At 67.8% G+C, this 13,433-nt stretch carries 9 protein-coding genes; 4 read left to right on the forward strand and 5 right to left on the reverse strand.

What is annotated here, in order from left to right; genetic code table 11:
* Position 1 precedes the first annotated feature (1 nt).
* Positions 2–1,333 (forward strand): exodeoxyribonuclease VII large subunit, encoded by a 1,332-nt coding sequence (gene xseA, locus C9412_RS07220; RefSeq protein ID WP_107231014.1) that lies wholly within the window; start codon positions 2–4, stop codon positions 1,331–1,333.
* Between the two features lie 312 nt (positions 1,334–1,645).
* Here xseA and C9412_RS07225 read toward each other — a convergent pair whose 3' ends face one another.
* Positions 1,646–2,542, reverse strand: a complete 897-nt coding sequence (locus tag C9412_RS07225) for a M48 family metallopeptidase (protein WP_107231015.1) — start codon at positions 2,540–2,542, stop codon at positions 1,646–1,648.
* A gap of 89 nt (positions 2,543–2,631) precedes the next feature.
* Positions 2,632–4,518, reverse strand: a complete 1,887-nt coding sequence (locus C9412_RS07230) for a formylglycine-generating enzyme family protein (RefSeq protein ID WP_107231016.1) — start codon at positions 4,516–4,518, stop codon at positions 2,632–2,634.
* Positions 4,519–4,603: 85 nt separating this feature from the next.
* On the opposite strand from C9412_RS07230, the gene rnd reads away from it, so the two are divergent.
* Both rnd and C9412_RS07240 read left to right on the forward strand, forming a co-directional pair.
* Positions 4,604–5,683: a ribonuclease D gene (gene rnd, locus C9412_RS07235; protein ID WP_107231017.1), complete on the forward strand. Its 1,080-nt coding sequence runs from the start codon at positions 4,604–4,606 to the stop codon at positions 5,681–5,683.
* A gap of 117 nt (positions 5,684–5,800) precedes the next feature.
* On the forward strand, positions 5,801–7,873 hold the full coding sequence (locus C9412_RS07240; protein ID WP_107231018.1) for a DUF4034 domain-containing protein: 2,073 nt from the start codon (positions 5,801–5,803) through the stop codon (positions 7,871–7,873).
* A 43-nt stretch (positions 7,874–7,916) separates the two neighbouring features.
* Here the strand turns inward: C9412_RS07240 and C9412_RS07245 are convergent, their stop codons facing one another.
* The 3 genes from C9412_RS07245 to C9412_RS07255 all read right to left on the reverse strand — a co-directional run bounded on the left by C9412_RS07245 (position 7,917) and on the right by C9412_RS07255 (position 12,265).
* Positions 7,917–9,050 carry a hypothetical protein gene (locus tag C9412_RS07245; protein ID WP_107231019.1) on the reverse strand — a complete coding sequence of 378 codons (1,134 nt, stop codon included), beginning with the start codon at positions 9,048–9,050 and terminating at the stop codon, positions 7,917–7,919.
* Between the two features lie 94 nt (positions 9,051–9,144).
* Positions 9,145–11,475 carry a TonB-dependent receptor gene (locus C9412_RS07250; protein WP_107231020.1) on the reverse strand — a complete coding sequence of 777 codons (2,331 nt, stop codon included), beginning with the start codon at positions 11,473–11,475 and terminating at the stop codon, positions 9,145–9,147.
* A 208-nt stretch (positions 11,476–11,683) separates the two neighbouring features.
* Complete coding sequence (locus C9412_RS07255) at positions 11,684–12,265, reverse strand: TetR/AcrR family transcriptional regulator (protein ID WP_107231021.1); 582 nt, start codon at positions 12,263–12,265, stop codon at positions 11,684–11,686.
* Positions 12,266–12,367: 102 nt separating this feature from the next.
* Here C9412_RS07255 and C9412_RS07260 point away from each other — a divergent pair, with 102 nt between their 5' ends.
* Positions 12,368–13,423: a sugar phosphate isomerase/epimerase family protein gene (locus C9412_RS07260; protein WP_107231022.1), complete on the forward strand. Its 1,056-nt coding sequence runs from the start codon at positions 12,368–12,370 to the stop codon at positions 13,421–13,423.
* Positions 13,424–13,433: the final 10 nt, after the last annotated feature.

Consider the following 13,433-nt stretch of genomic DNA (forward strand, 5'->3'; position numbering starts at 1 on the left):
CATGCAGCCACGCAACAACGACATCCTCACCCCCAGCCAGCTCAACACCCTGGCCCGCGACCTGCTGGAAGGCAGCTTCCCGGCGATCTGGGTGGAGGCCGAGCTCGGCAGCGTGGCGCGACCTGCCTCCGGCCACCTGTACTTCACCCTGAAGGATACGCGCGCCCAGCTGCGCGCGGCGATGTTCCGGATGAAGGCGCAGTACCTGAAATTCGTGCCGCGCGAAGGCATGCGCGTGCTGGTGCGTGGCAAGGTGACCCTGTACGACGCACGCGGCGAGTACCAGATGGTGCTCGACCACATGGAGGAAGCCGGCGAAGGCGCGCTGCGCCGCGCGTTCGAAGAGCTGAAGGCACGCCTGGAGGCCGAAGGCCTGTTCGACCCGGCACGCAAGCGGCCGCTGCCGGCCCATGTGCAGCGCCTGGCGGTGATCACCTCGCCCACCGGTGCCGCCGTGCGCGACGTGCTGAGCGTGCTCGGCCGCCGTTTCCCGCTGCTGGAAGTGGATCTGCTGCCGACCCTGGTCCAGGGCAGCACGGCGGCGGCGCAGATCACCCGTCTGCTGCAGGCCGCCGATGCCAGCGGCCGCTACGACGTGATCCTGCTGACCCGCGGTGGCGGTTCACTGGAAGACCTGTGGGCGTTCAATGACGAAGCCCTTGCCCGTGCGATCGCCGCCAGCCGCACTCCGGTGGTGTCGGCGGTGGGCCACGAGACCGACTTCAGCCTGAGTGATTTCGCCGCCGACCTGCGCGCTCCGACACCGTCGGTGGCGGCCGAACTGCTGGTACCGGACCAGCGCGAACTGGCCCTGCGCCTGCGCCGCACCGCCGCGCGCATGGTGCAACTGCAACGGCATGCGATGCAGCAGGCGATGCAGCGCGCCGATCGCGCCCTGCTGCGCCTGAACGCCCAGAGCCCGCAGGCACGGCTGGAGCTGCTGCGTCGGCGTCAACTGGAGCTGGGCCGGCGCCTGCATGCGGCGTTCAACCAGCAGCAGGAGCGTCGCGCAGCCCGGCTGCGGCACGCGGTGGCCGTGCTGCGCGGCCATCACCCGCAGCGCCAGCTCGACGCGATGCAGCAGCGCCTGGCGGCCCTGCGCGGGCGTCCGCAGGCCGCAATGCAGCGGCGGCTGGAGCGCGATGCACTGCGTCTGCGCGGGGTAGCGCGCTCGCTGGAAGCGGTCAGCCCGCTGGCGACCGTGGCGCGTGGCTACAGCATCCTCACCCGCAGCGACGACGGTACGCTGGTGCGGAAGGTCGATCAGGTACGGTCCGGCGACGCCCTGCAGGCGCGCGTTGGCGACGGCGTGATCGACGTGCAGGTCAAGTAAGCGGCTGTCCGGCAGGGCTGCGCCCTGCATCTGCGGAGGGCCGGCAGGGCTGCGCCCTGCATCTGCGGTAGTGCCGGCCGCTGGCCGGCAACCTCAACGGCAACAGCCGAAGCAACAGCCAGAGCAGCTCTGGATTGCCGATGACCTGGCGGGGCGGTAAAGGTCGGTAGATCCACGCCATGCGTGGATGACTCTCTTTCAGATCTCGAATCAATTCGGGGTCAGATCCGTTTTCCTGCGGAAAACGGATCTGACCCCACGCGCCATTCCGGCAGCCCGCAGGTGCAGGGCTGCAAGCCCTGCCGCCCCCCGCTACTTTGCCTGCTCGCAGAACTTCTGCCGGTACTCGAGCGCCTTCGGCATCAACGCCTGCAGATTCTGGATGCGGGTACCGGGATTGGGATGGGTGGAGGCGAACTCCGGCGGCGACTGGCCGCCACCGGCCTGACCCATCCGCTGCCACAGCGGTACCGCTTCACGCGGATCAAAGCACGCCGCCGCCGCCAGCATCAGGCCTACTTCGTCGGCCTGCGTCTCGTGGCTGCGTGCATACGGCAACAGGTAACCGTAGCCCATCGCCGACATCATCATCTGTTGCTGCTGCGCATCCATGCCGCTGGCGGCGCCGGCCACCTGCCCGATCTGGGTCAGCTTCTGCTGCGCCATGCGCTGCGCACCGTGGCGCAACAGCGCATGGGCGATTTCGTGGCCCATCACCACCGCCATCGCATCGCGGGTGCGCGCCACCGGCACCAGCCCGGTGTAGACCGCCATCTTGCCGCCCGGCAGGCAGAACGCATTGGCCTGCTCGGACGGAATCACGTTCACTTCCCACTGGAAATCACGCGCGAAGTGCGCCGGCTGCACGCCGTGTTCCTGCGCCAGCGCGGTCTCCACCACATCCACCTTGGCAATCAGTCGCTGCGCGATGTCACGCACGTCGCGCGCAATCGGCGCGTTCGGATCCATCGGCGGTTCCTGCGAAAGGATCTGCTGGTACGCCTGCAGGCCCAGCGCGGTCTCCTGCCGCGCATCCAGGCTGCTGTCGATCATGACCTTTTCGCCGGTATAGGGATCCACCGTGCGGTTGGAAAACCAGTAGAACGCGGCATAACCGGCGGCCAGCAGCAGCACCCACCAGCGGATGTTGCCGAACAGGCCGCGCCGTTGCGGGCCCTGTGGCGAGCGGGAAAAGGGATCGTTGCGCATCGGGCGGTCTTCCTGCTGGCCCCGCCGGCCGGCGGGTACGGCGCAATCTTAGTGCGCCGACGCCAGCAGCAGGTGAAGCCGCGCGCCGATCAGATACCGCGCACCAGGCGGAAACCGATGCGCGCGTTGGTCGTATCCGAATCCTGCGACTGCCGCCAGGCGGCACGGGTCTGCTCGGGCGCGTTGGCCCAGTTGCCGCCACGGATCACCCGCGCACGGCACCCCGGGTTGAACCAGGCCACACCATCGGACGGCGCACGCCGGTAACTGGCATGCCAGCAATCGGCCACCCATTCGCTCAGGTTGCCCGCCATGTCATGCAGGCCGAAGGCATTGGCCTGGAAGCTGGCCACCGGCGCCGGCCCCCACCAGCCATCACCGTAGCCGATGAAGGCGTTGTGCCAGTGCCGGCCGGAGGGCGACACATCCTTGCTGCCGGTGAAGTTGCCGCTGCCGGGAGGCGGTGTACCGGCATCTCCCCACGGGTAACGGCCACTGCTGCCCGCACGCAGTGCGTACTCGAACTCAGCCTCGCTCGGCAGCCGGTAGCTGCGTCCGGTCTGCTCGGACAGCCACGCTGCGTAGTTCTCGGCATCACGCACACTGACGTGCATCACCGGCGAGTTGCCCAGCGCGCGGCCGCCGTCGTAGTCCGAGCGCCAATCCACGCCACTGCGCCGGATGAAGTTGCCACTGCGCTCGTCATACACCACTGAATGACCACGGCGGGTGGCCCGGGGCCGCGCGTTGGTGGCCTTTACATAGCGCTCGAAGTCGCCGACGGTGACTTCGGTGATCGCCATCGCGAAGCCTCGGTCAAAGCGTACGTAATGCGAAGGTCGCTCCGAGTCGGCCGAGCCCGGCTCGGCGTCGCCGGCGCCCATCTGGAATCCGCCATGGGGCACCACCACCATCTGCGGGCCGCGCCCGCCATCGCGCATCGCATCACTGAACACCTGGCCCGGGCGGAAGCTGCCGTAGTGCGTGGCCAGGTCGATGCGCTCGCGCAGCTGGGCCACCGCTGCATCACCGGGCAGGCCGATGCGCAGCGCCTCGGCCAGCTTCTCCCGCGCCGGTTTCAGGCCCTGTGGCGTGGCCAGCTCGCGCAGGCCGTCGTCGCGCAGCCGCAGCAGCGTGTCCGAGCGGATCTGCTCGATGCGTTCGAACGCATCGGCAATGGTCGGCGACGAGTCACGGACCTTGCTCGCCTCGGCCAGCCAGCTGCCGGCGCTGGCGAAATCGCGGGCACGCGCGGCATCCTCGGCGCGGCGGATCAGGCCACTTTCGGCCGCCGCCAGCCCCTGCCTGGCCCGGCTGTTGTGTTCATCCAGTGCCAGCGCCTCGCGGAAGTTGCCGATCGCACCGTCCCCTTCCTCGCCGATCCGGTCCGAGCGCAGGTCCTCTTCGCCCGCGCGGTTGTAGGCCACCACGCGCTGGGCCCGTTCCACCCGCCCCTGCAGGGCGCGCACCTTTTCGTCATTGGGCGCCAGCGTCAGCAGCACCAGCGCCTGGCGGCTGGCCTCGGCCAGTGCCTCGCGCTGCTTCAGCGGACGCACCAGCAGCTGGTCGGCCTGCTGCTGCAGGCGCTGGCGTGCACGCTGCAGGCCCTGCCGCGCCTGGCGGTCATCCGGGTCTTCCTCCTGCACCGCCAGCCACAGCGGAATGGCTGCGTCGGCATCCTCGTAGAGCCGCCCCTGGGTGAACGCCTGCTCCGCCGCACGGCGCAGCTGGGCCAGGCTGCGCCCTTGCCGGTCCACGCGCGGCGGCGTCCACTGTTGAACATCCTCTGCGGCGTCCTCGCCGGCAATGGTCACGCTGCCCGGCCCCGGCGGCGGTGGCGTGTCGGTGACGCTCGCCTGGGCCGGGCGCGCATCGTCGCCGGCGGCCCGCTCAGCCGTCGTCGGCGGCGACGGCGTGCAGCCAGCCAGGGCCATGGCCAGGGCGGTGCACAGCACGGGCGACAACGAAAAACGCAAGCAGAGCCTCCTTCGGCACGGGCGCGGACCGACGTTAGGCTATTCTCCCCTGCCTGAGCAAACCCGAGTAGTAGGCCCCCGACCCGTGGCAACCTGGATCACCACCCCCGCCGAGCTGGACACGTACTTCCAGCAGCGCCCGGCCCGCATCGGCCTGGACACCGAATTCATCCGTGAACGCACCTTCTGGCCGCAGCTGGCGCTGGTACAGATGGCCGTCGGCCAGGACATCCTGCTGATCGACCCGCTGATTCCCGGCATGACCGACGCACTGGTGCCGTGGCTGGCCGATGAATCGATCACCAAGGTGATGCACAGTGCCAGCGAGGATCTGGTCGCGTTCAAGTGGGCCTGCGGCGTGCTGCCGCGCCCCCTGTTCGACACCCAGATCGGCGCCGCACTGGCCGGCATCGGCGGTGGCATGGGCTACCAGAAGCTGGTGGCGGAAATCACCGGTGTGACCCTGGCCAAGGGCGAGACCCGTTCGGACTGGATGCGCCGGCCGCTGTCCGAGTCGCAGCTGCAATATGCCGCCGACGATGTCGAGCACCTGTTCGCCCTGCATGACGCGATCGATGCCAGGCTGCAGGCGCTGGGGCGCCAGCAGTGGCTGCATGACGATGGCGAGCGCCTGCTGGCCAGTGTCGCCAATGATGAGGATCGCTGGCCGCATCTGGCGATGCGCTCGGCGCAGTTCCTCGATGCCGCCGCACAGCGTCGCCTGCTGCGCCTGCTGCGCTGGCGCGACGTGCAGGCGCGCAACAGCGACCGGCCGCGCAGCTGGATCCTGGACAACGAACTGGCCGCCACCCTCGCACGTACGCCGCCGGCCGATGCGGACGCGCTGGGCAAGCTGTTCGAGCAGTTCCCGAAAGCACCCCGCAAGCTCACCGGTGCCGTGTGGCAGGCCCTGCAGACAGCGTTGGCTGACGAGGCCGACGCACCGCTTGCGCTGCCAGCCAACGACAGCAACAAGCAGGCCCTGAAGAAGCTGCAGGATGCGGTCGCCGAACGCAGCCGCGATCTGGGCCTGCCCGATGGCGTGCTGGCTTCGCGAAAGCATCTGGAGAGTTATCTGGAACGCCGCCAGTGGCCCGCCGCGCTGGCCGGCTGGCGCCAGCAGGAACTGGAATCACGGCTGCAGGCGCTGTTGCCACCACGCTGATTTCGGCAGGCGTCGGGCACATCCGGCGCCTGCGCAGTGGAAATGAGCCCCTGCCACGCTTGCCGGCGTCGGCACGGGCCTGTCCAATAGCGGCCCCGCCATGTTGGATTGCATCAGATGACAAACGGAATTGCGAAGGACGGCCTCTCTGTGGAGGATCTGGCCTGGCGCGCCCAGGCGCGCAGCGCACTGCAGGCGCAGGACTATGCCGCGCTGGATGCTCTGCTGGCGCCCCACGAGCAGGTCTGGCTGGACGGCGTGCGACCCTTGCCCGGTATCCGCTGGCGCCTGCGCAACCTGCATGATGCAGAACTGAGCCTGGATGAGCGCCTGCAGCAGGCGCAGCAGTGGGTCGCCGCGGCCCCGCACAGCTACTACGCGCACCTGCGCCTGGGCGCCTGCTGGGAGTCCGCCGCAGGCGCGCTGCGCAGCGCCGACGTCGCCGCGCTGGTGGAGGACAGCCAGTGGCTGGCCGCACGCCTGGCCCGCGACCATGCGGTGCACGCCTACCTGCAGGCGATTCCGTTGTCACCCCGCCCGGCGCTGGCGCTGGATGGCATCAAGCGCATCACCAGCTACCTGCGTGAACCGAACTGGTTGCTTGCACTGCAGGCCGGCCAGCCGGCCGAATCCGATGAGCAGGTGCTGGCCGAGCGCTATCCGCAGGCGTGGCCGCAGGCAGTGCAGATGCTGTCGCGCTTCGGCGCGCCGCTGCAGACCCTGCCCAGCGCGCTGCCCGCGCTGCTGCAGGAGCGCGACCAGGACGATTTCGACGCACCGTTGGCGTACTGGATGCACCTGGTGCTGCAGCAACGTCCCAACGACCAGAGCACCCTGGAAGACACCCTGTACTACCTGTACCCGCGCTGGGGTGGCAGCCACGAGGCGATGGAGGACTTCATCGAAGGCAGCTGGTGCCGTGGCCTGGGACTGGCGCAGCGCAACGCGTTGCGCTGGTGCAAGGAACAGGACTGGCTGGGCGAGCTGCCGCACCGCGACGATGCCGATGCCGTGGCTGCGCACGAGCGTGCCTATGCGCAGATCCTCGACGGGCACCTGGAGCGCTTCGTACGTGCGGAGGTACTGATCCAGCGCGCCGCGCTCCGCTTCCACCTCGGCCGCATCGAGGAGATCGAAGACCAGGTGTACTGGGACGCCGGCTGCATGCAGGCGGTGCTGGAGGACCTTCAGCAGGCCTGGGCGCTGGATCGTGACATGGTGCTGCACGGCGGCTTCAGCGGCCTTGAGGCCTGCACCTGGTTCGCCCATGTCGACGGCGCCGAAGCCCTGTTCGCACAGGTGGTGGACTACGCCGCCCGCGAAGGCGATTCGGCGCTCGGCCTGCTCTGGGCCGCCACCGCCATCGAGCATGGACTGCTGGGCCAGGCCGCCGATCCGGCACGTGCGCAGCCCCTGCTGCAGCGCGCCCTGAAGATTGCGGCGGAACAGAAGACCTCCACGGTCACCTTTGCGTCCAACCTGTTCTGCGATGTCTCGCAGGATGCGGGCCTGTCGCTGCTGCAGCGCATGGCCGACGCTGGCGATGCCGGTGCGATGGCCGCGCTGTGCGACCTGTACAAGGGCCGGCTGGGCGGCCGCGAGCAGCCGGATTTCGTTGATGCGCAGAAGGCCCTGTACTGGCAGGAACGCGCGGTGGAAGGCGGTGACCTGATCGCCACCTACAACCTGGGCGTGCGCCTGGTTGCCGCCGGTGGCGCTGACAACGAAGCGCGTGCACGCGAGCTGTACCTGCGCTGCCTGCGCGAAGCCGAGGCCGGTGAACGCGTGTGGGGCCCGACCTGCCGCAACCTGGCCTGCCTGGCGTTCGATGGCCAGAACGACGCGCACAAGCGCGAAGCAGTCGAACGTGCCTTGATTCCGCTGTGGTGGCGTGGTGAGGACGACGACAAACTGTGGGCCGCCGGCTACCTGGCCGACGTCTACCACTTCGGCAACGGCGTGCCGGCCAACGCCTTCCTGGCCCTGACCTGGCTGCAGCGCGCCAGCGAGATCGATAGCGGGTACGTGGACGTGGTGCGCATGGGACCACTGATCAGCGGCGAAGGGCGCTGGTTCGGTGCCAGCCGTGCGCGTAAGCAGCAGGCGCAGGACCGCCAACAGGTGGACAGCGCCACCTGGGCCCTGACCTTCGGCCAGCGCAGCCAGGACAGCGACCTCACTGCCGTCTGAGGTAACAGGGAAGCGCGGCCCGGACTTCCGGGCCGCGCCCGCATCACACGTAGCCGCGCGACTTCAGCAGCGCCCAGCGTTCGGGCGCCAGTGCCCGTCGCAGGCCCGGCAACGGATCGACACTGCCGGTGTTGTCGGCCACCGCCACCACGAAATCATCGGTGGTCCGCAGCTGCCCCCGCTGTTCCGGCGCATCCAGCCAGGCGGCCACGTTCTTCAGCACCTGCATCGCCGACGCCGAACTCTGCCGCAGCGCCATGTACTGGGTGTGGCGGGTGCACGCTTGAACCAGCGCGGGCGCATCGAACCAGCGCTCGCACGGCCCGACCTGCGCTTGGCGGATCTCATCCGGTGCCCACAGGTAATAGGCCACCTCCTCATCCTGCGCCAGCACCTGCTCGCGGTAGGACTGCCGGCCCCAGACCAGGAACGGCGGCCAGGCCGCCGGCAGGTCTTCCTCGGTGAAGCACAGCAGCAGGCAGTACAGCGGCTCTTCCTGCGGGATGCGTGGCAAGGCATCGGCGAGTGCCTCCTGCAACAGCTGCTGCACCTCGGCGCTGACCGTCGCCAGCGTTTCTCCCTTCCTGGGCCGCAGATAGAGCAGCTGCGCGTCGCCCTTGCGGCGCTTCCTGCTGTCCAGATATTCCAGCGTCATCTGCTGCAACTGGCCGTCTTCGTCATAGTCATGCAGGCGCTGGCACCACCAGGTGCGTCGGCCCCCACCGCGGTTCTCGATCAGCACCCGCAGCAGGCGCTCGCCTTCCCACTCGTAGTGTTCGGTGAAGCCACGACCGTCGGTGGCCAGCTGCAGTTGCTGCAGGCGTCCACCGGGTTCGTGGAACTGCATGATCGAGCCGAGACTGCCGGAGTTGTGGAACGAGAACTGTTGTCGAACCTCCGGCAGATGCAGCCAGACCGACATGCTCCCATTGGGCTCGCACTCAAGGATGATCCGTCCTTGCGCATCGAACCCATGGTGGACATGCCGGGCGGGATCGGCCTTGGCATCGGTGATCCAGCGCGGCACCGGCCCGCCGTGCTCTTCGCGCATGAACGGCACCACGAAGGCCATCGAGTGGCTCGCCCAACGCCAGGACACCACCTGCTCCCGGCAGCGCGCCTGCAGCGCTGCACCGGCGCTGGATTCGGAATAGGTCTGGTACAGCGCGTCGAGCATGGTCGAGATCCTTTCAACACAGCGCAGGACCTTAGCATGGCGCACGAAGAACGGCGCTCCAGGAGCGCCGTTCTCGAAACGCGGACGACTGGCTTTACCAGTTCATGTTCAGCGAGACACCCACGGTGCGCGGCTCGTTGTAGACCGCGGCCATGTAGTTCTCGATCACACCCTTGAGGTTCTTCTCGTTGGTGATGTTGCGCGCGAACAGCGCCACTTCGTAGGCACCGTAGTTGCCCGAGTAGCCGATCTTCAGGCCGCCTTCGAAATCACCCTTGGAGTTGAATTCCTTGCTGTCGTACAGCACGAAGCTGGTGTAACCCTGCTTGTTCCAGTCGGTGGACACGAACATGGTGCCGGCATCGCTGACCGGGAAGTCGTAGCGGGCAGCCAGGTTGACGTTGTACTTCGGTGCGTTCGGCAGCGGATTGCCGTCGATCTGCGCGAAGGTGTTGGCACCGACCTTGATGGTCGGGTCATTGACCGTGCACACCACCTGGCCGTTGAGGCCGCAGACCTGCGCATACACGCGCTTGTCCTTGATCTCGCTGTGCAGCAGGCTGACACCGGCGCTCAGGGTCAGGTTCGGGATCGGGCGCAGTTCCATGTCGGCTTCAAAGCCGTAGGCCTTGGCCTTGTCGGCGTTGAACAGCACGCCGTTGCCGTCCGAATCGTTGCCGTTGAGCTGGATGTCGTTGACGGTGTAGGTGAACGCGGTGGCGTTCAGGCGCAGGCGGTTGTCCCACAGGCTGCTCTTCACGCCCGCTTCCCAGGACAGGATGGTCTCGGAATCGGCGGTGGTGAAGTCGGCATTGAACACCGCCGAACGGCCCTGGATGGTGGGGCCACGGAAGCCGCGCGCGACCTTCGCATAGACGCTCACGTCCGGGCTGATCTGATACATCGCGCTCAGATCCCAGCTCGGGGTGGTGTCGGACATCTTGACGTCGGTGCGGCCCTTGTAGGTGACCACGCCGGCAGCGGTATCGGCGGTCTTCAGCAGGCGGGTGTGCTTCTCGTCCTTGGTCTGGCGCAGGCCTGCGGTGACGGTGAACTTGTCGGTGAAGGCGTAGCTCAGCTGGCCGAAACCGGCCCACGAGGTGTTCTTGTTGCGCAGGCGCACCCAGTTGTTCGGGTTGCGGGCCGCGCCCTGCAGGAACCAGGCGCGCTGGTAGAAATCGGTGGTGTCGCTGCCATTGAAGTAGAACGCACCGGCCTGCCACTGCAGCGCGCTGTCGTCATGGCTGGCCAGGCGGAATTCCTGGGTCCACTGGTCCAGATCGCGGATGCGACCCATCGACTGGCCGTAGCCGTTGGGCACACCGTTGACCGGGAAGTTCACCGCAGCGCCGCCGTCGGTATCACCACGGCTGTAGCCGGAGGTGGTCTCGTAGGCAGTGATCGAGGTGAAGTCGATCGCGCCGAAGTCGTAGCGCGCCTTCACCGAGCCGCCGTAGGTCTTGTAGGCCTGCGGGTTGTTGTCGGCTTCGTCGTAGGCCACCTTGTCGCGCGCCACGTCGGTCTTGTTCGAGCCCTTGGTCAGCGCACTGCGCAGGAACAGGGTCGAGGTGCCTTCGTAATCGCGGGCATGGGCCGAGGCCAGGATCGAGAACTGGTCGCTCGGGGTCAGCAGCAGCTGTGCGCGCACGTTGCGGTCATCGAAGCCGCCCATGGCATTCTTCCTCGGGCTGACCGTGCCATCGGCGCTCGGGCCGGTGTAGGTGTTGTCGACGTAGTCATCGCGGTGCTGGTACAGCGCCGACACGCGGAACGAGGCGACGTCGTTGATCGGGCCGCCGAAACCGCCGTCGATCGACACGCTGTTGTAGGTCGCATAGCTGGCGCTGACGCGGCCGGTGTAGTCCTGGGTCGGCTTCAGCGTGTCGAACTTGACGATGCCGGCGGTGGTGTTGCGGCCGAACAGCGAGCCCTGCGGGCCGCGCAGCACTTCCACCTGGTCCACGTCATAGACCGGGTTGGACTTCAGCACCACGTGTTCCAGCACCACGTCATCCTGGATGATCGACACCGGCTGCGAGGCACCCAGGTAGAAGTCGATGTTGCCCAGGCCACGGATGTAGAAGCGCGGGAAGATGCGGCCGGTGGTGGTTTCCGCATACAGGCTCGGCACGCGGCCAGACAGCGCCAGCAGGGTGTCATCGCCACCGGCAGTGAAGTCGCGCATGCGCTCGCCCTGCACCACACCCACCGAGACCGGCACTTCCTGCAGGTTCTGCTCGCGGTGCTCGGCGGTCACGGTGATCGTGTCCAGCCCGGTGGGGGTCGGCGCGCTGTCCTGCGCGGCGGCACCGAAGCTGCCGACCAGAGCCAGGCCGGCACAGGCCAGGGCCAGCGGGTGGCGGCGGAAGGAAACGGAGGAAGACGACGTACCCGACAGGCGGCGGGAATCGGTATGGGAGGGCATGCAATGCTCTGAGGAGGCGTCCGTGCGGCCTGCGCGAGCCGGGCGGCAAAAAGGAGGAAAACTGCGCAAGCGGCCATTATCCCCCAAATTGTTACGATTTCGTTGCGCGACGCCCAGCGCGGGCGAAACAAGCGGTTTCGGCACAGTCAGCCAGCACCGCTTGGGGTCAGATCCGTTTTCCAACGGAAAACGGATCTGACCCCGTATCTCAGGCCAGTGGGCTCAGCGCCACATCCACCATCGCCAGCAGGCGTTCGCGGCTGATGCCATCGCGGGCCTGCACCGAGATGCCGTGCAACACCGTGGCGAAGTGATCGCCCAGCGCCTGCACCGCCGCGTCGTCGGCCAGCTCGCCCTCGGCCTGCGCCTGCTGCAGCCGCGCGATGATCGCCGCGGTGCGCTGGCGACGATGGCTGGCCAGCCAATCGCGCACACCTTCGCCATCGGGCGACACGCTGCTGGCCGAAGACACCACCAGGCAGCCGTGCGGACGCCCGCGCCGGGTGTAGGTGAGTACCGCCTCGCGCAGCATCGAACCGATCGCCTCACGCAGCGACGCCTGTTCCAGCGCGCGCGGTGCGAAGCCACCCTCGCCCTCTTCGTACAGCGCCACGGCCTCGCGGAACAGCTGCTCCTTGCTGCCGAACGCGGCATAGATGCGCGCCGAGGCGATGCCCAGCGTTTCCACCAGCGCCGACATCGAGGTGCCCTCATAGCCATGCTGCCAGAACAGCAGCATCGCCTTGCGCAACGCCTGGTCCCTGTCGAATTCGCGCGGTCGCCCTGCCATCTGTGCTGCCTGCTCCAGTGAGGCGCGCAGTGTAACGCGGGTGTTGACCGTCACGAGAGTCGCGCCTATTCTTTGTCGACCGACAAACAATTGGAGCAACACATGCAAACCCTCAAGGGCCCCAGCCTGCACCTGGCACAGTTCGCCGGCGACCAGGCTCCGTTCAACAGCCTCGCCGGCATCGCCGCCTGGGCCGCCGGCCACGGCTTCAAGGCGCTGCAGATTCCTGCGTGGGATGCGCGCCTGTTCGACCTGGCCACCGCCGCCGACAGCCAGGACTACTGCGACGACATCCGTGGCACCCTGGCCGAGCACGGCCTGCAGGTCAGCGAACTGACCACCCACATCCTCGGCCAGCTGGTGGCGGTGCATCCGGCCTACGATGAACTCTGCGATGGCTTCGCGCCGGAGGCGCTGCGCGGCAATCCGCAGGCCCGCAGCGAGTGGGCGCAGCAGCAACTGCACCTGGCCGCCCGCGCCTCGCGCCGACTCGGCCTGCAGGACATGGGCACTTTCTCCGGCTCGTTCGCCTGGCCGTACCTGTTCCCGTTCCCGCAGCGCCCGCCGGGCCTGATCGATGCCGCCTTCGATGAACTGGCCCGTCGCTGGCGGCCGATCCTCGATACCTGCGAGGACAACGGCGTCAACCTCTGCTACGAGATCCACCCCAGCGAAGACCTGCATGACGGCACCAGCTTCGAGCGCTTCTACGAGCGCGTCGGCCAGCACGAGCGCTGCCGCATCCTGTTCGATCCCAGCCACTTCGTGCTGCAGCAGCTGGATTACCTGCAGTACCTGGACATCTACCACCCGCTGATCCGCATGTTCCATGTCAAGGATGCGGAGTTCCGTCCCAGCGGCCGCCAGGGCATCTACGGCGGCTATGCCGACTGGACCGAACGCGCGGGCCGCTTCCGCTCGCTCGGCGATGGCCAGGTCGATTTCAAGTCGATCTTCTCCAAGCTGGCCCAGTACGACTACCAGGGCTGGGCGACGCTGGAATGGGAGTGCTGCCTGAAGGACCAGGAAGCCGGCGCGCGCGAAGGCGCTGCGTTCATCCGCGACCACATCATTCCGGTCACCGACAAGATCTTCGACGATTTCGCCGGTGCGCCGATCAGCACCGCACAGATGCAGCACATGCTCGGCATCGCCTGAGCCCCCACGG

The sequence above is a fragment of the Stenotrophomonas sp. Nf1 genome (genome assembly GCF_003028475.1).
Classification (GTDB): Bacteria; Pseudomonadota; Gammaproteobacteria; order Xanthomonadales; family Xanthomonadaceae; genus Stenotrophomonas.